The 19121-nt window shown below is 45.7% G+C and carries 13 protein-coding genes and 2 tRNA genes; 11 read left to right on the top strand and 4 right to left on the bottom strand.

What is annotated here, in order from left to right; genetic code table 11:
* Positions 1 to 134: 134 nt before the first annotated feature.
* From recJ to BQ8014_RS04370, 4 genes are all read left to right on the top strand, one after another.
* Positions 135 to 1859, top strand: coding sequence for a single-stranded-DNA-specific exonuclease RecJ (gene recJ / locus BQ8014_RS04385; RefSeq protein WP_080903298.1), 1725 nt, complete (start codon positions 135 to 137; stop codon positions 1857 to 1859).
* Positions 1860 to 1862: 3 nt separating this feature from the next.
* Positions 1863 to 3791, top strand: coding sequence for a RecQ family ATP-dependent DNA helicase (locus tag BQ8014_RS04380; RefSeq protein ID WP_080903297.1), 1929 nt, complete (start codon positions 1863 to 1865; stop codon positions 3789 to 3791).
* A 120-nt stretch (positions 3792 to 3911) separates the two neighbouring features.
* Complete coding sequence (locus BQ8014_RS04375) at positions 3912 to 4634, top strand: 3-keto-disaccharide hydrolase (RefSeq protein WP_080903296.1); 723 nt, start codon at positions 3912 to 3914, stop codon at positions 4632 to 4634.
* Positions 4635 to 4792: 158 nt separating this feature from the next.
* Positions 4793 to 6466, top strand: coding sequence for a putative transporter (locus tag BQ8014_RS04370; RefSeq protein WP_080903295.1), 1674 nt, complete (start codon positions 4793 to 4795; stop codon positions 6464 to 6466).
* Here BQ8014_RS04370 and BQ8014_RS04365 read toward each other — a convergent pair.
* Entirely contained in the window at positions 6455 to 7657 is a 1203-nt protein-coding gene (locus BQ8014_RS04365) for a THUMP-like domain-containing protein (protein WP_080903294.1), read from the bottom strand. The genes BQ8014_RS04370 and BQ8014_RS04365 overlap by 12 nt on opposite strands.
* A gap of 214 nt (positions 7658 to 7871) precedes the next feature.
* On the opposite strand from BQ8014_RS04365, the gene trxA reads away from it, so the two are divergent.
* Positions 7872 to 8345: a thioredoxin gene (trxA, locus tag BQ8014_RS04360; protein ID WP_080903293.1), complete on the top strand. Its 474-nt coding sequence runs from the start codon at positions 7872 to 7874 to the stop codon at positions 8343 to 8345.
* Between the two features lie 19 nt (positions 8346 to 8364).
* Here trxA and BQ8014_RS04355 read toward each other — a convergent pair whose 3' ends face one another.
* Entirely contained in the window at positions 8365 to 10059 is a 1695-nt protein-coding gene (locus tag BQ8014_RS04355; RefSeq protein ID WP_369808780.1) for a S41 family peptidase, read from the bottom strand.
* A 70-nt stretch (positions 10060 to 10129) separates the two neighbouring features.
* Positions 10130 to 11107 carry an adenosine kinase gene (locus tag BQ8014_RS04350; protein WP_080903292.1) on the bottom strand — a complete coding sequence of 326 codons (978 nt, stop codon included), beginning with the start codon at positions 11105 to 11107 and terminating at the stop codon, positions 10130 to 10132.
* 102 nt (positions 11108 to 11209) lie between these two features.
* Between BQ8014_RS04350 and BQ8014_RS04345 the strand changes: the two genes are divergently transcribed.
* The 6 genes from BQ8014_RS04345 (at position 11210) to xylE (ending at position 16942) form a co-directional block, all read left to right on the top strand.
* Positions 11210 to 11286: transfer RNA gene (locus BQ8014_RS04345), tRNA-Asn, on the top strand.
* 34 nt (positions 11287 to 11320) lie between these two features.
* Positions 11321 to 11394, top strand: a tRNA-Asn gene (locus BQ8014_RS04340).
* Positions 11395 to 11675: 281 nt separating this feature from the next.
* Positions 11676 to 12392, top strand: coding sequence for an NrtR DNA-binding winged helix domain-containing protein (locus tag BQ8014_RS04335; RefSeq protein ID WP_080903291.1), 717 nt, complete (start codon positions 11676 to 11678; stop codon positions 12390 to 12392).
* Between the two features lie 18 nt (positions 12393 to 12410).
* Entirely contained in the window at positions 12411 to 13898 is a 1488-nt protein-coding gene (locus BQ8014_RS04330) for a xylulokinase (protein WP_080903290.1), read from the top strand.
* A 26-nt stretch (positions 13899 to 13924) separates the two neighbouring features.
* Positions 13925 to 15244: a xylose isomerase gene (xylA, locus tag BQ8014_RS04325; RefSeq protein WP_080905810.1), complete on the top strand. Its 1320-nt coding sequence runs from the start codon at positions 13925 to 13927 to the stop codon at positions 15242 to 15244.
* A gap of 138 nt (positions 15245 to 15382) precedes the next feature.
* Entirely contained in the window at positions 15383 to 16942 is a 1560-nt protein-coding gene (gene xylE / locus BQ8014_RS04320) for a D-xylose transporter XylE (RefSeq protein ID WP_080903289.1), read from the top strand.
* Positions 16943 to 17089: 147 nt separating this feature from the next.
* Here xylE and BQ8014_RS04315 read toward each other — a convergent pair whose 3' ends face one another.
* The gene (locus tag BQ8014_RS04315; protein WP_080903288.1) at positions 17090 to 19042 is read right to left on the bottom strand and encodes a glycoside hydrolase family 97 protein; all 1953 of its coding nucleotides are present in this window, start codon (positions 19040 to 19042) and stop codon (positions 17090 to 17092) included.
* Between the last annotated feature and the right edge of the window lie 79 nt (positions 19043 to 19121).

Genomic DNA, 19121 nt, shown 5'->3' with positions numbered 1-19121 from the left:
TTTCATCCACACGCAACAAAATATCCATTTTAAATTTCTAATTTTACATTTCAATAGATTACCCAAAATAGATACCTGAAAATCTGTCTGGGTAACAACGAGAGAGGAAAGAAATAAAATAATAATATATATAAATGACAACCAGATGGAACTTTCGAACCCCTACAAACGAAGAAATACATAAGCAAAAAGAGCTGGAAGCAGAACTGGGACTTAACCCGGTGATATGCAGGCTACTTGTCCAACGTGGGATTACTACGCCCGAAGAGGCAAAGAAATACTTTAAACCCAGTTTAAGTGATTTACACGACCCTTTCCTGATGCCGGATATGAAAGCGGCGGTAAAACGGTTGAACAAGGCACTGGGCAACAAGGAAAAAATTCTCGTGTACGGGGATTACGACGTGGACGGCACTACTGCCGTTTCATTGGTTTACAGATTTTTGCGTCCTTATTCATCCACACTGGAATATTATATTCCGGATCGGTATGACGAGGGGTATGGTATCTCCTTTAAAGGAATCGACTATGCCCAGGAAAGTGGAATAACGCTTATCATCGCCTTGGATTGCGGCATTAAGGCAATCGACAAAATTAATTATGCCAAACAGAAAGGAATCGATTTCATTATCTGCGACCATCACATGCCGGATGAAACACTGCCCGAGGCCATTGCGGTATTGGATGCGAAACGGAGTGATTCGATCTATCCCTACGAACATCTCTCGGGTTGCGGCGTAGGTTTTAAATTCATGCAGGCCTTTGCCGAAAGCAATAGCATCCCTTTCTCGTCGTTAGAGAAGCTGTTGGAGCTGACTGCCGTCAGCATCGCCTCGGACATTGTCCCTATTACCGGCGAAAACCGGATACTGGCCTATTACGGGCTGAAGCAACTAAACAGCAATCCGAGCTTGGGACTAAAAGGGATTATCAATATCTGCGGCCTGTCGGGTAAAGAGATTACCATCAGCGATATTGTCTTTAAGATCGGGCCCCGGATCAACGCTTCGGGACGGATGATGAACGGAAAAGAGGCAGTAGACTTACTCTTGGCCAAGGATGTGGACGAGGCGCGGGAGAAAAGCGAAAATATTAACCAATACAATGACGAACGTCGGGAACTGGACAAACGCATTACGGACGAAGCCAATGCTATCATCGACGAGTTCAAGAACATGGAAGACCGGAAAGCCATGGTCGTCTATAACCCTAATTGGCATAAGGGAGTCATCGGCATTGTCGCCTCACGGCTGACGGAAAAATATTTCCGCCCGGCATTGGTGCTGACTAAATCGAACAACCTGATCACCGGGTCGGCTCGTTCGGTGAGCGGCTTCGACATCTATAAGGCGATCGAAAGCTGCCGCGACTTGCTGGAGAATTTCGGAGGGCATACCTACGCTGCCGGCCTGTCCATGAAAGAAGAGAACCTGGAGGCATTCACCAAACGGTTCATGGATCTGGCAGCCAAGGAGATCATTCCGGAACAAATGACTCCACAGCTCGATATCGACGCCGTCATCAACCTGAAAGAGATCAATAGTAAATTTGTCAGTGAGCTTAAGAAGATGAATCCTTTCGGGCCGGAAAACGAAAAACCGATCTTCTGCTCCCGACAGGTACAGGATTATGGCACCAGCAAACTGGTCGGAAAAGACCTGGAACATCTGAAACTGGAACTCATCGACAGCGGCTCTTACAGCCCGATCCATGCCATCGCTTTCGGAATGCACCAGCACAACAACTATATAAAAGAGATGAAGCCGTTCGACCTTTGCTACACGATCGAAGAGAATACATATAATGGCAATACGACCATCCAATTGATGGTGAAAGATATCAAGCCTTCTGATGAATAATTCATGGACATCTACCATGAGATAGTAAAAAAGTACTGGGGGTATACCTCCTTCCGTCCTTTACAGGAAGACATTATCCATTCGGTAAGCGAAGGAAAAGATACTCTCGGACTGATGCCCACCGGCGGGGGAAAATCGCTGACCTTTCAGGTTCCGGCGATGGCGATGGAAGGCATCTGCATTGTTGTTACCCCACTGATCGCCCTGATGAAAGACCAGGTGGACAATCTGCGGAGGATCGGTATCAAAGCGACAACCGTTTATTCCGGCATGACGCGCCGAGAGATCCTGATCCAGTTGGAAAACTGTATCTATGGGAATTACAAATTCCTGTATATCTCACCCGAACGGCTTTATACCGAGATCTTCCGGATAAAACTGCAGGCGATGAAAGTCTGCCTGCTGGTCGTGGACGAAAGCCATTGCATCTCTCAATGGGGATACGACTTCCGCCCGAGCTACCTTCATATTGCAGAGATACGCGACCAATTGCCGGGCGTCCCTGTCCTGGCATTGACGGCCACCGCGACTCCGGAGGTTGTCCAGGACATTCAAGAGAAACTGCATTTCAAGGAAAAGAACGTCTTTCAGAAAAGTTTCGCCCGCCCCAATCTGGCCTATATCGTCCGCCATACGGAGAACAAGATGCAGCAACTTGTCCGTCTCCTGCAGAAAGTCCCCGGGACGGCTATCGTATATGTGCGGAACCGGAAAAGCACGAAAGAGATTGCTTCTGTCTTGCAACAGGCCGGCATCTCCGCCAACTATTTCCATGCCGGGCTAAACCGGGAAGAAAAGACCCAACGGCAGAACCGCTGGAAAAGCGGCGAATGCCGCGTCATCGTTTCGACCAATGCGTTCGGCATGGGGATCGATAAACCGGACGTGCGCCTTGTCGTCCATATGGATATGCCCGGTTCGCTGGAAGAATACTACCAGGAGGCGGGCCGCGCCGGCCGTGACGGGGAAAAGGCTTATGCTGTCGCACTCTGTTCCAATCAGGATAATACGAAACTAAAGAAACGCCTGTCGGATGAGTTTCCGGCAAAGGAATTTATCCTCCGGGTGTACGAGGCGCTGGGCAATTACTTTCAGATTGCCGCCGGTTACGGCTTCTTCACGACCCACGACTTCCCATTAGCTGCCTTTTGCGCCGCCTATCACTTTTCCATCCTGCAAGCGCACTATGCCCTGAAAATATTGGAACTGGCGGGTTACATCGAATATACCGAAGACCCGGAAAATGCCTCCCGTCTGATGTTCCTTGTCACCCGGGAAGAGCTATATCGATCGCTGACGCAAGATAAGCGGACGGACGAAATCATCCAGGTCATTCTCCGTTCTTACACCGGCCTCTTCGCCGATTATATCTACATCGACGAATCGTTAATCGCAACCCGCGCCAATGCGACGGCTGATGAAGTATACCAAACCTTAACTGGCCTGTCTAAATACCGGATTATCCATTATATTCCACAGAAAAAAATGCCGCAGATCATATTTACCCGAAGCCGGGAAGAATTGAAATACGTCCGGATCGACCGCCCAGTCTACGAAAACCGGAAGGAACGGCTTCAGTACCGGATAGACAAAGTGCTGGAATACATCGGAAACGACCGCTATTGCCGCTCCCGCCTGCTTCTATCCTATCTGGGTGAGAAAGAGAGCCGCGATTGCGGCTGCTGCGATGTTTGCCTGAGCAAGAGCCAATCCGGACTGACCAACTGGGAATTCAACCGGATCCGCGAATCCTTGGCCCAATCGCTGCGGGAAAAAGAAAAGCCGGTACTGGAACTGTCCCAGGCCCTCCCCTTCCCGAAGGAAAAGACACTAAAAGTTATCCGTTTCCTTGCAGAAAACGACTTTCAGTTCCATCTGGCAGACAATATACTCTCCTACCAACCGGAGGATACGGATGAATCCGGGAAATAAGAGAAAAATATCCCGAAAATATCCGCTTGTACAAAGTATTTATTTTTCAAGAATCCATATCTTTGAATGATGATATCGCAAGAATCAACTATTAATCTTAAGAATAAAAATTAAAACGACATGAAAACGACAATTTTATCTCTTCTCATTACCGCGCTATGTGTTATGAATGTACAAGCGCAAAAGGATAACAGCCTTTCCAATCAGGAAAAGAAAGACGGATGGATACTGCTCTTCGACGGAAAATCAATGGATGGATGGAGAAAATGCAATTCGACGGAAATAGCACCCAACTGGGTGATCGACGAAAATGCGATGAAGGTCAGCAGGGGAGAAAAAGCCGGGCAGGGACAAGGGGGTGATATCCTCTTCGGAAAGAAGAAATTCAAAAACTTTGAGCTGTCCATCGATTGGAAAATCGAGCGAGAGGGAAACTCCGGTATTTTCTATAACATCGTTGAATACCCGAACAAACCTATTTATTACGCAGCACCGGAGATACAAGTGCTCGACAACTGGAATGCCGGGGATAACAAACTGACAAATCATCTTGCCGGCTCCCTTTACGACATGCTTCCCGCACTACCGCAAAACGCCAAGCCTGCGGGAGAATGGAATACCATCGTAGTCCGGGTGAAAGAAGGTAAGGTGACCCACACTCAAAACGGTGTGAAAGTAGTTGAATACGAACTCTGGACACCCGAGTGGAAAGCGCTCGTGGCAGGAAGCAAATTCAAAGATTGGGAAGGATTTAAGGAGGGCCCCGCCAGAGAAGGTTACATTGGCCTGCAAGACCATGGATACAACTGCTGGTTCAAGAATATTAAAATCAGGGAGATCTAAATAATAATCCGATTTTTCCCTGAAAAGAGACGAAAAGTAATTCGGGTCACTTTAATAAATACAGTTCTATGCACTTTTAGTGACAATATGCTCTCTTTCCAGCCGGATGATACAGATTAATCTATTATATTTGCCGGCGAAAAAAGACAAGCTATCTTATGAATTGGTTGACGGAAGCCTTTGATGGACAATCCACCGTGCAGGCTGTAATTATTCTCTCTTTAGTATCTGCTATTGGATTATCATTAGGGAAACTGAAAATATTCGGAGTCTCCTTAGGTATTACTTTCGTCTTTTTCACTGGAATCATTGCCGGGCATTTCGGGTTGGTTGTCGACCCGATGATGTTGATGTTGGCCCAAAACTTCGGGCTGATACTCTTTGTCTACGCTTTAGGATTACAGGTAGGGCCGGGATTTTTCTCTTCCTTTAAGAAAAGCGGTATCAAGCTTAATACCATCTCCATGGCCTTAATTCTATTGGGACTGATATTTACTCTCGTCTTCCATTGGACAACGGGAATCCCTCTGTCTGATATGGTCGGCCTCCTCTGCGGAGCAGTAACCAACACTCCAGCTCTCGGAGCCGGACAACAGGCTCTCCTTCAGATGGATCCGGGTAACACCAAAGGGGTTACGGACATGGCGCTTGCCTGTGCCGTTACCTATCCACTTGGGGTCGTCGGAGTCATTCTGGCTATCATCGTCCTAAAGGCCCTCTTCTTTTCCGGAAAAGAGCAAACAATGTCGAAGGAAGAGAGCAAAGACCAAACGAAGATCTCGGAATTCAGAGTCAGCAACCCTGCTATTTTCGACAAAAGCGTCCGCGAAGTAGTCAAACTCTCCCATATGCATTTCGTCATTTCCCGGATCTGGAGAAACGGTAAGGTCAGCATCCCGACCTCTGATGTCAAACTGGAGCCCAATGACCACCTACTTGTGATTTCCTCCAAAGGAGATTTGGAAAATATCCGCCTGCTGTTCGGCATGCAGGAAGAGGTGGATTGGAACAAAGAGGACATCAACTGGGATGCTATTGACAGCCAATTGATTTCCCGCCGAATCGTCGTTACGCGCGACAAGATCAACGGCGTCCGGCTGGGTTCCTTGCGCCTGCGCAACTTGTATGGAATTAACATTACACGGGTTAACCGCGCGGGCATAGACCTTATCGCCTCTCCCAATCTTCACCTGCAATTGGGAGACAAGTTGACAATTGTCGGGGAAGCCAATTCCGTCAAAAATGTCGGAAAGATATTGGGCGATGAAATCAAACGGTTGGATAATCCGAACCTGATTGCCATCTTCCTCGGCATCTCCATGGGGGTATTGCTGGGACTAATTCCAATCCAGATCCCGGGACTCAGTACGCCGATCAAATTGGGGATCGCGGGCGGTCCGATCATTGTCGGCATCCTGATGGGTGCGTTCGGCCCCCGTTTCCATATGACGACCTATACCACGCAGAGCGCCAACCTGATGATCCGCCAATTAGGTATCGTCATCTATCTGGGAGGACTGGGACTTCAGTCCGGGGGACAATTCTTCGAAACCGTTTTCAGCAACCAGGGACTCATCTGGGTATCCATCGGCTTTTGCCTGACGCTGGTTCCGGTTTTGCTGGTCGGCTTTATTACTTCTCGTTTCCTACATGTGGACTATGCCCAAAACATAGGAATGCTCTGCGGAAGCATGGCGAATCCGATGGCGTTGAGTTACGCCAATACGACAGTCGAAGGAGATGAACCTTCGGTAACTTATGCGACCGTCTACCCGCTCTCTATGTTTATCCGGGTGATTTCCGCCCAACTTATCCTATTATTATTCAGTTGATACCGCATCTGGCTTGACACAGCGGATCAGTACCTTCGCGCCGGAAGCAAGCGTAGTAGCAAAGAGATAAACCTCGCCCCCTTCGGCGATCTTCGTCCGTTGGCGTAATTCGCGGACGGAAAGAGGAAAATTGCGTACAGTCAGATTGGCTTGGGGAATTTTTTTCGCAATCGTCTTCATGGTCTTGCCGTTGCAAGGTATCGATTCCTCTACAACAAAGGTCCGCCCCGGAAAAGCGATCCGCCGTTCCGAAGTATAAAGATGACTGTTCGAATGCAGCTTCCGCAATCCATACCGAATAGCGATCGACTGGTAAGCGCCGGCCTTTAGGATGGAGGCGTTAGGTTCGTAAAGAAAGGCCGCCGCCCCATCCGCCAGCCCGGCATGACTCTCCCGTTCTTCTGCTAAAGTAAAGCGGTACGACTGCTCTTCGCCTTCCGCCGGAAAGTTGACGCAGTAAATGGCAGGCTCTTTCTTTTCCGCCGGATCCCGAGCGATAATAAAAAGCAATTCCTTGCATTCATTCTTTACCGAAAGAACATGCACCTCCTCCGTCCCAGGCAACTGTTTCAGTGTGTGCTGAATATCTAACATCGGGGAGAGCTTGGCAATCACCCGGGGCGCTTTCCGCAATAAGCGGGAAAGCAGTTGCGTCAGATCCGGCTCGCAATCCGAAAGGGCGAAAACGCGCCGATTTCCTTCCCCCCGCCGCGCCGGGTCGAGATAAAAACAATCGACATTCTCCAACTCCGGCAGCAGATCGACCGAATTTCCCTGGATAACCCGGATATTCCCTATGCCCAAAGCCGAAAAATTAGACCGTGCGGCCTCACAATAGCTGGGAAAACGCTCGATATACGTTACCTGGTGTATCTTTTGCGAGAAAAAATAACTATCGACACCCAGCCCGCCGGTCAAATCCGCCAGATGCCAGTCCGATTCCGCCAACCGTTGCTTATAGCGGGCTGTCTGTTCGGAAGAGCACTGCTCGGCCGCCAGTTTAGAGGGAAAGAGAAGGGAATCGTCAGCATACCAGTGCGGCAGCTTGTCCTTGATCTGCTTCCTGGCCGCAATCAGCTCTGCAGCATATGGCACATCCACTTCCGGATAACGGGAAGCACCCAGCAGAAGTTCTACCGGATCATCCTCCCGGTGCTCTTGTATAAAAGCTTTTAGCTTATCGGTTTGCATACGACACAAAGTTAAGGAAAAATCCGTTTTTAGGCGATTGATTTTGTTACTATAGTACACTGAATTTAAGTGCAATGCACTGACAGATTAATTTTCCCACACACAAATAGACAATCGCCTATGCCGGATGATTCAATCGGGTACTATTTTTTCTTAAAAAAGTTCTTATCTTTGGCTTCATTAAAATTAAAAAATCATTACTTAAGCATTATATATGACGACACATTTAAAATTAGTTTTCCTTCTGCCGTTTCTATTGATCGCCAACAGCTGTCATTCAGCTAACGCCAAAGACGAAGCAGGGAATAATGAGGATACAGGAAAAGGAGAAGTGATTGCACTTAATAAAAGCGACTTCCTTACAAAAGTCTATAATTACGAAAAGACGCCCGACCAATGGGTATATGAAGGCGATAAGCCTTGCATCATCGACTTTTATGCCGACTGGTGCGGCCCGTGCCGTCAGATTGCCCCGATCCTAAAGGAACTGGCCAAGGAATACCAGGATGAGATTGTCATCTATAAGGTAAATGTGGATCAGGAAAAGAATTTGGCCTATACCTTCGGTATACAGAGCATCCCCGCGACCCTCTTTGTTCCGGTTCAGGGAAAACCCCAGATGTCCGTCGGAGCCTTGCCCAAGGATGCCTTCGTCAAGCAAATCGACAAAATCCTGTTAGGCAAATAAAAAGATTTTGCAAACACCCTTAACGCCGCAGCAGATTGGAGGCGACTTCACCGTTCACAGGCGCACTCAATGTCTTTTCATAAAGTGCCGGATCGGCTAAAACCTCCAGAGCTTTCTCCAGTGATTTATCGTTTCGCAAGCTGTTGATCAGCTCGCCTTTCTGATAATAATAACGCTTCACGATTTCGGAAGTCAGGAGTTTCTTGATTTCTTCCTTATAGCGGTTAAAATCACGTTCCAAATCCGGAGTCAATTTTACTTTTAACGCTTCGAAAAGGACAGAGTCTTCCTCGATATATCCTTCCATCTCCGCTATTTCTCTTAGGTTAGCCAACGCCTTTTCGCTCTGGCGATCGTATGTGAAGTCCTTCGCTTTGGCATAAGACTTGAAAGCGTCGAAATCGGCATCTGTCGCTTCAAATTCTTCCGCCGGGCCAATCGTCGGATGTTTCTGGACCCAATCCGTTACGAAATCGAATAAAGTATATCCGGTCATCAGATAGTACATCATGGTCGGCATCTTCTCCTCTTTTACTTCAAAGTCAGGGCTAACACCTCCGCCGTCGCGCACCAAGCGGCCTTTTGAGGTCCTGAAAACTTTCGTGAGGCTATCCGGGATCACTCCCACACTGCCGTCCGGATTCCGGTGCGCATAGTCCAACTGCTGGATGCAACGCCCGCTGGGAATATAATAACGCGCCATCGTTACCTTCAGTTTACCGTCATAAGGCAAATCGCGCGTAGCCTGTACCAGGCCTTTTCCAAAAGAACGCTGTCCGATCAATACGGCGCGATCCAGATCCTGCAAGGCCCCGCTAAGAATTTCGGAAGCCGAAGCAGAACCGCCGTTGATTAATACGGCAAGCGGTATAACCGTGTCCAGAGGCTCCATAGTCGTCCGGTAGATCCGGTCCCATTGCTTGATTTTTCCACGGGTAGAGAGCACTTCCTGCCCTTTGGGAACAAATTGATTGACGATTTGAACTGCCCCGTCCAGCACTCCCCCTCCGTTATTCCGCAAATCAAGGATCAAAGATTTGATATGATGGTTATTTTTTAAGTCCTCAAACGCACTCTTTACTTCCTGGGCGCTTTTGTTGGTGAAGCCCTGCAAGTAAATATAGCCGATACCGTCTCCTCTCACCCCGTAGTAGGTCACCTGATCGACGACGACCTGCTTGCGGAGAAACTCGAATTCACGCGGTTTCTTTTCGCCCGGACGTTGTATCTTTAGTTTGATCTTGCTGTTCGGAACGCCTTTCAGCAACTCACTGACTTTATCGTTAGAGAATACGGAGACATCGATCGTATCGATAGCCAGAATACGGTCGCCCGCCTTCAATCCGGTAAGTTGGGCCGGCATTCCTTCAAAAGGCTCCGCAATAATAACTCCCCCCTCTTCCCGTTCACGGATATAGGCTCCGATGCCGCCATATTCGCCGGTCGTAATAAAATTCAACCCCTCCATCTCGTTCTCAGGAATATATTCGGTATAGGGATCCAGCCCTTTCAACATACCGTCGATGCCCCGGCGTATGGTTTTATCCACGTCAATGGAGTCGACATAAAACAACTCCATTTCTTTGACCAAAGCATTGAAGACATCTAGATTCTTACTGATTTCAAACCGGCTATCCGTCTGAGCCTGCAGATTGACGGACGGTTTCAAAATTACGACAAGCAGCAGAAGACAGACGATACGGACCAACTTCATTTTTCGCATTTTATCTGAATTATTTTGATATGACATTTCATTTTGTCCAAAAGTAAAGAATAATACATTTTCAAGACAAAATCTCTCTTACTTTTAACTTTATTTGTTCCCATTGCCTGTCGGGAATCTGGGCTCCGATGATATCGACTACACAACCTGCCAGAAAAGAGCCTACCCGTGCCGATTTCTCCAAACTTCTCCCGGCTGACAAGCCATAGAGGAAGCCGGCGGCGAAATGATCTCCGGCACCAGTCGTATCAACAGGTGCGCCGCCTGAAACAGGAATTCGGATAATTCCATCTTTACATCCGACTAATGCTCCTTTACTACCCATGGTAACCACCGAAATATCCGCCATGCGCGAAATAAACGATACGGCCTTTTCAGCTTGCCTGCCAGCAAACGCTTCGGCTTCGCTTTCGTTGGAAAACAGGATGTCCACATAGGAAGGAATAACCTCCAAAAGCAATTCTTTAAATCCGTTGACAACATTAAAATTCGATAAGTCCAAGGCGACTTTGAGCCCCAATCGCTTGGCCTGCTTCAGGACCGGAACAAAAAGCCGTTCGTTCGCGATAAGATAGCCCTCAATATAAATGCAGTCGTAAGCCGAGAGGACTTCGTCCGGAATCTCTTCCGCCGTCAAAGTGGCGGCCGGGCCGAGAAAAGTAGCCATCGTACGCTCCGCATCCGGAGAAATCATGACCGTGGAACTGCCGGAAATGCCCGGGACATGGGAAAAATAAGAAATCACGTTTGCTTTTCGCAAAGCCTCTTCGTAATAAGCTCCGGCCTCATCCGAACCGATTTTCCCGATAAACCCGACCGACGCGCCTAACTGCGCCATTGCCCTCATCGTGTTGCAAACAGATCCTCCGGGCGCCTGGCTTCTCTTCAGGTTTTCCTGAGCTTTCCGGATAGAAACCATCTGATTCTCATCGATAAGATCCATTGTTCCCTTTTGAAGGCCAAAAGAGGAAAGTATTTCATCATTTTCCAGTTGAAGGAGTACATCCACCAAAGCGTTTCCTATCCCAATCGCTTTCATTCTTTTTTTTCTGCAAAGATATTGCATATTTCGAAAACATCCTGTACTTTTGCAACACATTTTCCGGGGGGCCTACAAGAGGCCTGAACGGAGATAAGAAATTCTTCCTTAGCTCAGTTGGTTAGAGCATCTGACTGTTAATCAGAGGGTCCTTGGTTCAAGTCCAAGAGGAAGAGCCACTTTTTCGGTTATAATAGGTATTGAAGTTTTTTTTCTTCCTTAGCTCAGTTGGTTAGAGCATCTGACTGTTAATCAGAGGGTCCTTGGTTCAAGTCCAAGAGGAAGAGCATCCCGGAGGCATCCTTAATCAGGCTGCCTTTTTTCATGCCCGCTTATTGTAAAAATTAACGATTGAACGCTTTTCCTACCGCTTTTTTAAAATACTTATAGTAAGCTACTTATCCATTTGAATGACTCGCCAGAAAAGAAGTCTTATCATATCTTATATGATATATAACATTTTTATTTACAATAATTTAACCCTAAAATAGATCCCGATCAAATAAGCATTAAATATAAAATGTTATATTCGCATTCTCCAGGGGAAAATAATTAAATAGAGGCTGCCATGAGTCCAAATTTTATTCATACCTATGTATCGATCGATTGCGTTGTCTTTGGTTTCGACGAAAAACAATTAACCATACTTCTGGTACAACGGAATGCAGGAACTGGAGAATCCAAGGCACTGAAATTACCGGGTAGCCTGATCTATAATGAAGAAGATGTAGACGATGCCGCCCAACGAGTTCTATTTGAATTAACGGGTATCAAAAAACTGCCATTAAAACAGTTCAAATGTTTTGCATCACCGGATAGAGCCAGCAAGCAGGAAGACAGGCTGTGGTTGGACAAAGCCTACAAACCGGATATCAATCGGTTGATAACAGTTGTATATATTGCTCTTTGCAAAATCGATCGGAAACTAACGAATATCTCCAGATACAAACATTCGGAATGGCGCTCTGTAAATTCAATACCACATATGCCTTTCGATCATAATTTAATTGTAGGTGAGTCTTTGGGGGAAATCAGGCGCTGGGTTGAATATGAACCGGCAATCATCTCCGAACTCCTTCCTCAAAAATTCACGATAAGCCAACTGCATAAATTATATGAGGCAATTTATAACCGGTTTATCGACATTCGTAATTTCCACAAAAAGGTAGCAACGATGCCTTATATAGTAGCATTGGATGAAAAAGAAAAAGGCGTTCCCCATCGGGCGGCCCGTCTTTACAAATTCAACAAGAAAGAATATAATAAGCTTAAATCGAATCTATAAACAAAAAAGGGAAATACCATGTATCTATTAGGCTATGATATAGGAAGCTCTTCGGTAAAGGCATGTTTGGTAAAGGCCGACTCGGGAGAAGTGGTTGCGTCGGATTTCCATCCGAAAACAGAAATGAAGATCAAGGCAATCAGACCTGGATGGGCAGAACAGGAGTCGGAAGAATGGTGGAATAATCTGAAAATCGCCCACGGGTCGGTTATGCGGAAATCCAAGATAAAAGCGGAAGAAATCAAGGGCATCGGCATTACCTGGCAGATGCATGGCCTGGTACTTGTCGATAAGCATCAAGAGGTATTGCGGCCGGCAATCATCTGGTGCGATAGCCGGGCCGTGTCCTACGGCGAACGGGCGTTCAAGGCAATCGGAGAAGAACGATGCCTTTCCCATCTGCTCAATTCTCCGGGCAACTTTACGGCATCCAAGCTGGCTTGGGTAAAAGAAAACGAACCGGCTATTTATGAAAAGGTTGATAAATTGATGCTGCCCGGCGACTATATTGCCATGAAGTTATCAGGCGATATAGCGATGACGATCGAAGGACTGTCCGAAGGTATTTTCTGGGACTTTAAAACAAAATCCTTATCAGAAGACGTATTGAGTTATTTCGGTATTCCCAAAAGTTTTTTCCCTGAAATAAAGCCGGTATTCGGCATACAGGCGCAGGTCTCGACAACGGCGGCCCGTGAACTCGGATTAAAAGTGGGAACGCCTATCTCCTACCGGGCAGGCGACCAACCCAATAACGCACTGTCCCTAAATGTTTTTAATCCCGGAGAAATAGCCTCTACCGCCGGTACATCGGGCGTGGTATACGGGATATCGGATCGATTGGATTATGATAGGGAATCACGCGTAAACACCTTTGCCCATGTTAATTACACGAAAGATAGGCAGCGATTGGGAATCTTATTATGTATCAATGGGACAGGCATTCTCAATTCATGGCTGAAACAGAATCTGGCTTTGGAAGGATTATCCTATGCCGACATGAATCTTCTGGCAGCCCAATCTCCCATCGGAGCCAAAGGTATCTCGGTCGTTCCTTTTGGGAACGGAGCGGAACGAATACTCAAAAACAAAGATATCAGCTGTTCCGTACACGGGATTAATTTTAACATCCATACAAAAAGCGACCTGTTACGTGCCGCTCAGGAAGGAATTGTTTTTTCATATGAATACGGGATGGAAATCATGAAAGAAATGGGTATGGACATTCATTTAATTCGGGCAGGATACGCCAATATGTTCCTCAGTCCGTTATTTGCACAAACCCTGTCGAATGTAAGCGGCGCGACTGTGGAATTATTTAACACCGACGGAGCCGTCGGAGCCGCCAAAGGAGCAGGCATGGGAATCGGCATCTATGCCACTCATAAAGAGGCCTTCGCCTCCCTGAAAAAACTGTTTGTTTTCGATCCTGAAAAAGATAAGAACGACGCCTACATAGAAGCTTATGAAAAATGGAAGAGCAGGTTAAAGAATTATTCAATATAAATATTCACAAACAAAATAAAAGAGAGATGGCAACAAAAGAATTCTTTCCCGGAATAGGGAAAATCAAATTTGATGGAAAAGAGAGTAAAAATCCGATGGCATTTCATTACTACGATCCCGAAAAAGAGATCAATGGTAAGAAGATGAAAGATTGGTTGAAGTTCTCCATGGCATGGTGGCATACGCTATGTGCCGAAGGAAATGATCCATTCGGTCCGGGAACCAAAACATTCCCTTGGAATATGAGCGCTTCAACCTTGGAAAGAGCGAAGGCGAAAATGGATGCGGGGTTCGAATTTATGCAAAAAGTCAGCATTGAGCATTACTGTTTCCACGATGTAGATCTGGTTGATGAAGCGAGTACCATCGAAGGATACGAAGCTAATCTGAAAGAAATGGTCGCTTATGCCAAACAGAAACAAGCAGAGACCGGCATCAAATTACTTTGGGGAACAGCTAATGTTTTCGGTCATAAACGGTATATGAACGGTGCCGCCACGAATCCCGATTTCAACGTCGTAGCCCGCGCCGCCGTACAAATAAAAAATGCAATTGACGCAACGATGGAATTGGGTGGTACCAACTATGTCTTCTGGGGAGGCCGCGAAGGATATATGAGCTTATTAAACACCGACCAGAAACGCGAGAAAGATCATCTGGCACAGATGCTTATCCTTGCCCGTGACTACGGCCGCTCCAAAGGCTTCCAAGGAACCTTCCTTATCGAGCCTAAACCAATGGAACCGACCAAGCACCAATACGATACGGATGTGGAAACCGTGATCGGATTCCTCCGCCACTATGGACTGGACAAGGACTTCAAAATCAACATAGAAGTCAATCACGCTACACTTGCCGGACATACTTTCGAACACGAATTGGCTTGCGCGGTAGACGCCGGACTGTTGGGCTCGATCGATGCTAATCGAGGCGATTACCAAAACGGATGGGACACCGACCAATTCCCAATCGATTCATTCGAACTGGTACAGGCATTCATTCAGATCATCCGGAATGGAGGATTCGGTAATGGCGGCATCAATTTTGATGCAAAAACCCGCAGAAATTCAACCGATCTGGAAGATATCTTTATCGCACATATTGCAGGAATGGATGTCATGGCACGTGCATTGGAGAATGCCGCACGGCTTCTCAACGAATCGCCGTATCTCCAAATGCTGAAAGAGCGCTATGCTTCCTTCGACAACGGAAAAGGCAAAGAGTTCGAAGAAGGGAGACTTTCACTGGAAGATTTAGTATCCTACGCCAAGCAAAAAGGCGAACCAGAACAAATCAGCGGCAAACAGGAATTGTATGAAGCAATTGTAAATATATATACGGAATAATACCGGGCAGGGGATCAAATGTGTGTCAAATGCCATCCTTTTTCCGGTTGAAAAAGTCATAGTTATGATTTTTTCAACTTTCCTATTGGGACAGTCACTTCTTCTTTTTATCGAAAAGACCATTATAAATAGAAATCCATGAAAAACCAAAAAGCGAGTAAATTATATGTTGCGGGGATAACCGTCATTGCAACTTTGGGCGGACTACTCTTCGGGTATGACACAGCCGTTATCTCGGGGACGGTCGAATCCTTGCGCCATTTCTTCATCGAACCGATGGGACTTTCTCCGAATGAGGCGAATGCAATGGAAGGGTTTGTCGTCAGTAGTGCCCTCATCGGTTGTATTATAGGTGCCGCTATCGGGGGTTGGCTGAGTCAGCAATTAGGACGCAAAAAAGCCCTATTCACGGCAGCCATCTTATTTCTATTGGCGGCCCTTGGTTCTGCTTGGCCTGAAATAGGCTATCACTTGCCGGATTCCACCGATCATACCTTTGTTTACCATTTCGTATTTTATCGTATTATCGGAGGTATAGGTGTAGGGATTGCGTCAATGGTATCCCCCATGTATATTGCCGAAATAGCCCCGCCGGCAAAACGGGGAAGTCTTGTTTCTCTCAACCAATTTGCCATCATTCTCGGAATGCTGGTAGTCTACTTTGTCAATTATTTTATTGCCCAACAAGGTGATACGAAATGGTTGCATCAGATTGGATGGCGATGGATGTTTGCTTCCCTGGCAATCCCTGCAGGACTATTTTTCTCCTTATTGTTTTTTGTACCGGAGACACCCAGATGGTTAACCATGAAAGGCCAAACAGAAAAAGCCGAACACATTTTAATGAAATTAGTAGGTAATAAAGAAGCGAAAAAAGAGTTGCAGGAAATTCGAAATAGTTTCACTAAAGAAACCGGTACTTCAATAAAATCTTATTATCATTTTATGCTTATCTGGCTGATCTTATTTATCGCGGGCATACTTGGATTGTCATTCCTGGGCATTTCAAGCGCTTTTGAGATAGCGATGATCGCCAGTTTCCTGATCGCATTGTATGTCCCGATAAAATCATATGGATTCGTAATCATTATTACCGGCGTTTTACTCTCTGCTTTCCAACAATTTGTAGGTATTAATGTCGTCTTGTATTATGCTCCGGAAATATTCAAAAGCATGGGCTCGGGTACTGATTCGGCACTATTGCAAACGATTATCGTAGGAATTGTCAATCTGTCATTCACCGTCTTAGCGATTCTTACGGTCGACCGGTTCGGTCGTAAACCACTGCTTATCATTGGGGCATTGGTCATGGCGGCTTCCATGCTGGTACTGGGCACCTCCTTTGCTGCTAATCTGCCGTCAGGTTTGAAACTGGTATGTATGCTTACCTACACAGCCGGATTTGCCATCTCCTGGGGCCCCGTATGTTGGGTCATGCTGGCTGAGATATTCCCCAACTCCGTCCGTTCCGTCGTGATGTCGATTGCCGTCACCGCCCAATGGGTTTCCAATTTCCTCGTGTCATGGACTTTTCCGATTATGGATAAGAACGAGACATTGGTCTCTTTTTTCCATCATGGTTTCTCTTACTGGATATATGGAGCATTAGCCGTATTAGCAGCTATCTTTGTATGGAAGCGGCTCCCCGAGACCAAAGGCAAAACCCTGGAAGATATGGAACAGATGTGGAAAAAATAAACAGGGCTTTTCTCAGAAAAAATACCAACGCAAAAAGCAACATCAAGAGAGTACATTTTAACAAAATGTACAAACACCAAAAGGGGCTGCCCCCTTTTTTAGGCAGTCCCGTGGTTTTTTAAAGAAGCATTTAATTATTGTTTTAAATTATTCGATAACAGCCACCCAACCACCATTCCTTACCATTTTAACCGATATCTTATCATCGGATTTTACGGTCGTCTCTTTCTTACGATAATCCATGGCTTGATAACCGGCATTGATGCCGTCTTCAAATGAAGTCATACGAAAGCTTTTTCCATCTGGAAGAAAATCAAGTGGAATTTCAAAAGTCCGCTCTTTCTCCTTGTTATTGGTAATTCCACCAATAAACCATTTGTTTCCTTTGCGCTTGGCCACGATCACATAATCACCCACGAGAGCCTTGAGTGCCCGGGTTTCATCCCAGGTAACAGGTACTTCTGTAATAAATTCCGTACATTCCCGGTTGTTATAATATAAAGTCGGATTGTCAGCTAACATCTGTATACCGCTTTCAAAAATAACGAATAACGCCATTTGATAAGCTCGGGTTCCAATACTGGCCGAGTTCGGGCGTTCTGATCTATAAACATCAGGTTGCATACTGATCATAGCACCGGGAGTATAGTCCATCGGACCTACGGCATTCCGCATAAAAGGCAAATAGAGGCTATTGTCGGGATAACATCCGCCCATTTGTTCCATTCCCCTTACTCCTTCGTAAGAGAGGACATTCGGATATTTATATTCCAATCCGGCCGGTTTGAATGAGCCATGAAAATCCACAAACAGTTTATGCTTGGCGGCTTCCCGGGCTACACGTTCGTAGTAATTAACCATCCATTGATCGCTCCGATCCATAAAATCTATTTTAACTCCTTTTATTCCCCATTCCTTGAATGTTTTGAATATATCGAAATTATTCTCCACAGTGAGCCAGGTCAACCAAAGCACAACACCGACATTTTTTTCTTTTCCATAACGGATAATTTCATGTACATCAACTGTCGGGTTGGGAGTATAAGGATCGCGGGTACTTTGCGCCCATCCCTCATCCATGATTATATAAGGAATGCCAAACTGCGAAGCGAAATCAATGAAATATTTATAAGTATCCAGATTACAACCTGCTACGAAGTTTACATCCGCCCCATACGGAGTTGCTCCATTCCACCATTCCCAACTAGCCTGCCCAGGTTTAATCCAGGAAGGGTCGGTTATTTGGTTTTTAGCAGCCAACCTATATGTCATCGTATTCTCTACCAACTGCTTGTCATTTTTAGTAATGACAAAGTAACGCCACGGATAGCTCCTTTTTCCAGATGTTTGCGCAATATAATCGGCTTCTTTTAATATTTTCACACTCCTATCTCCATCTTCTCCAAACTCCAGTGGTACTTTGGGAAAGGTGGATCGCATGCCGTTTTCTTCCGTACCTTTCAGGAACATACAAGGGTAATCGCTCAAATCGGATTCTGAGATGAGTATCTTATATGGTTTTTGGGTATCAATCAGCACAGGTAATGCACTCATCTTATCGGATGGCTTCCATTCATTCGTTTTGATGTGCGTATAAGCTTCTTCATAGGCTGTCTTGAATCCTTGGGGTTGTTGTAAGTGTGCGAGATAAGCATCGGGAAAGTTAATCACAAAATCTTCTCCCGTTACATATGCTTCATCTTTGTTGTTAGTGATGAAACGATAAGCTATTCCGTCGTTAAAGGCACGGAACTCTACAACATAATTACCTTTAAAGGTTAGTCTGAGCTGATTATAATAGTTATTAACCACAGTATATTTAAGAGGAATCACGGGAGTCAGCGTTTCATTTACCTGCGTTTGTTTCCGGCTTGTTAATTTAGGTTGTTCACCGAATACATTATCTTTTAAAATAAGCCGCATATAACATTCCTTCAATAGTTCATCATTATTATATGATACTGAATAGTAGATTTTATCCGCAAGAAGGATAGATACTTTTATTTCTTTATTGGGAGATGTTAATTCTATTGTTTTCGCATATAAATTATTATTTATAAGAGACAAAACAACAAGGAGGAGTAAGATTATTCTTTTCATTTTTATTTATTTAGCGTAAATCATTCATTCACTCTTGTCTTTTTGTATTTGAATTGTTCACATAGGTTTTCCACTAAAC

The organism is Parabacteroides sp. Marseille-P3160, assembly GCF_900162725.1.
GTDB lineage: Bacteria > Bacteroidota > Bacteroidia > Bacteroidales > Tannerellaceae > Marseille-P3160.
The sequence above is the reverse complement of the archived record's forward strand: the minus strand, read 5'-3'. Positions and strand labels throughout refer to the sequence as shown.

Bases quoted from the DNA above. Each gene is read 5' to 3' on its own strand.
- xylA (WP_080905810.1), top strand. From the start codon at position 13,925: ATGGCAACAAAAGAATTCTTTCCCGGAATAGGGAAAATCAAATTTGAT.
- BQ8014_RS04330 (WP_080903290.1), top strand. From the start codon at position 12,411: ATGTATCTATTAGGCTATGATATAGGAAGCTCTTCGGTAAAGGCATGT.
- BQ8014_RS04355 (WP_369808780.1), bottom strand. From the start codon at position 10,059: ATGAAGTTGGTCCGTATCGTCTGTCTTCTGCTGCTTGTCGTAATTTTG.
- BQ8014_RS04370 (WP_080903295.1), top strand. From the start codon at position 4,793: ATGAATTGGTTGACGGAAGCCTTTGATGGACAATCCACCGTGCAGGCT.
- BQ8014_RS04375 (WP_080903296.1), top strand. From the start codon at position 3,912: ATGAAAACGACAATTTTATCTCTTCTCATTACCGCGCTATGTGTTATG.
- recJ (WP_080903298.1), top strand. From the start codon at position 135: ATGACAACCAGATGGAACTTTCGAACCCCTACAAACGAAGAAATACAT.
- BQ8014_RS04380 (WP_080903297.1), top strand. From the start codon at position 1,863: ATGGACATCTACCATGAGATAGTAAAAAAGTACTGGGGGTATACCTCC.
- BQ8014_RS04335 (WP_080903291.1), top strand. From the start codon at position 11,676: ATGAGTCCAAATTTTATTCATACCTATGTATCGATCGATTGCGTTGTC.
- trxA (WP_080903293.1), top strand. From the start codon at position 7,872: ATGACGACACATTTAAAATTAGTTTTCCTTCTGCCGTTTCTATTGATC.
- BQ8014_RS04365 (WP_080903294.1), bottom strand. From the start codon at position 7,657: ATGCAAACCGATAAGCTAAAAGCTTTTATACAAGAGCACCGGGAGGAT.
- xylE (WP_080903289.1), top strand. From the start codon at position 15,383: ATGAAAAACCAAAAAGCGAGTAAATTATATGTTGCGGGGATAACCGTC.
- BQ8014_RS04350 (WP_080903292.1), bottom strand. From the start codon at position 11,107: ATGAAAGCGATTGGGATAGGAAACGCTTTGGTGGATGTACTCCTTCAA.
- BQ8014_RS04315 (WP_080903288.1), bottom strand. From the start codon at position 19,042: ATGAAAAGAATAATCTTACTCCTCCTTGTTGTTTTGTCTCTTATAAAT.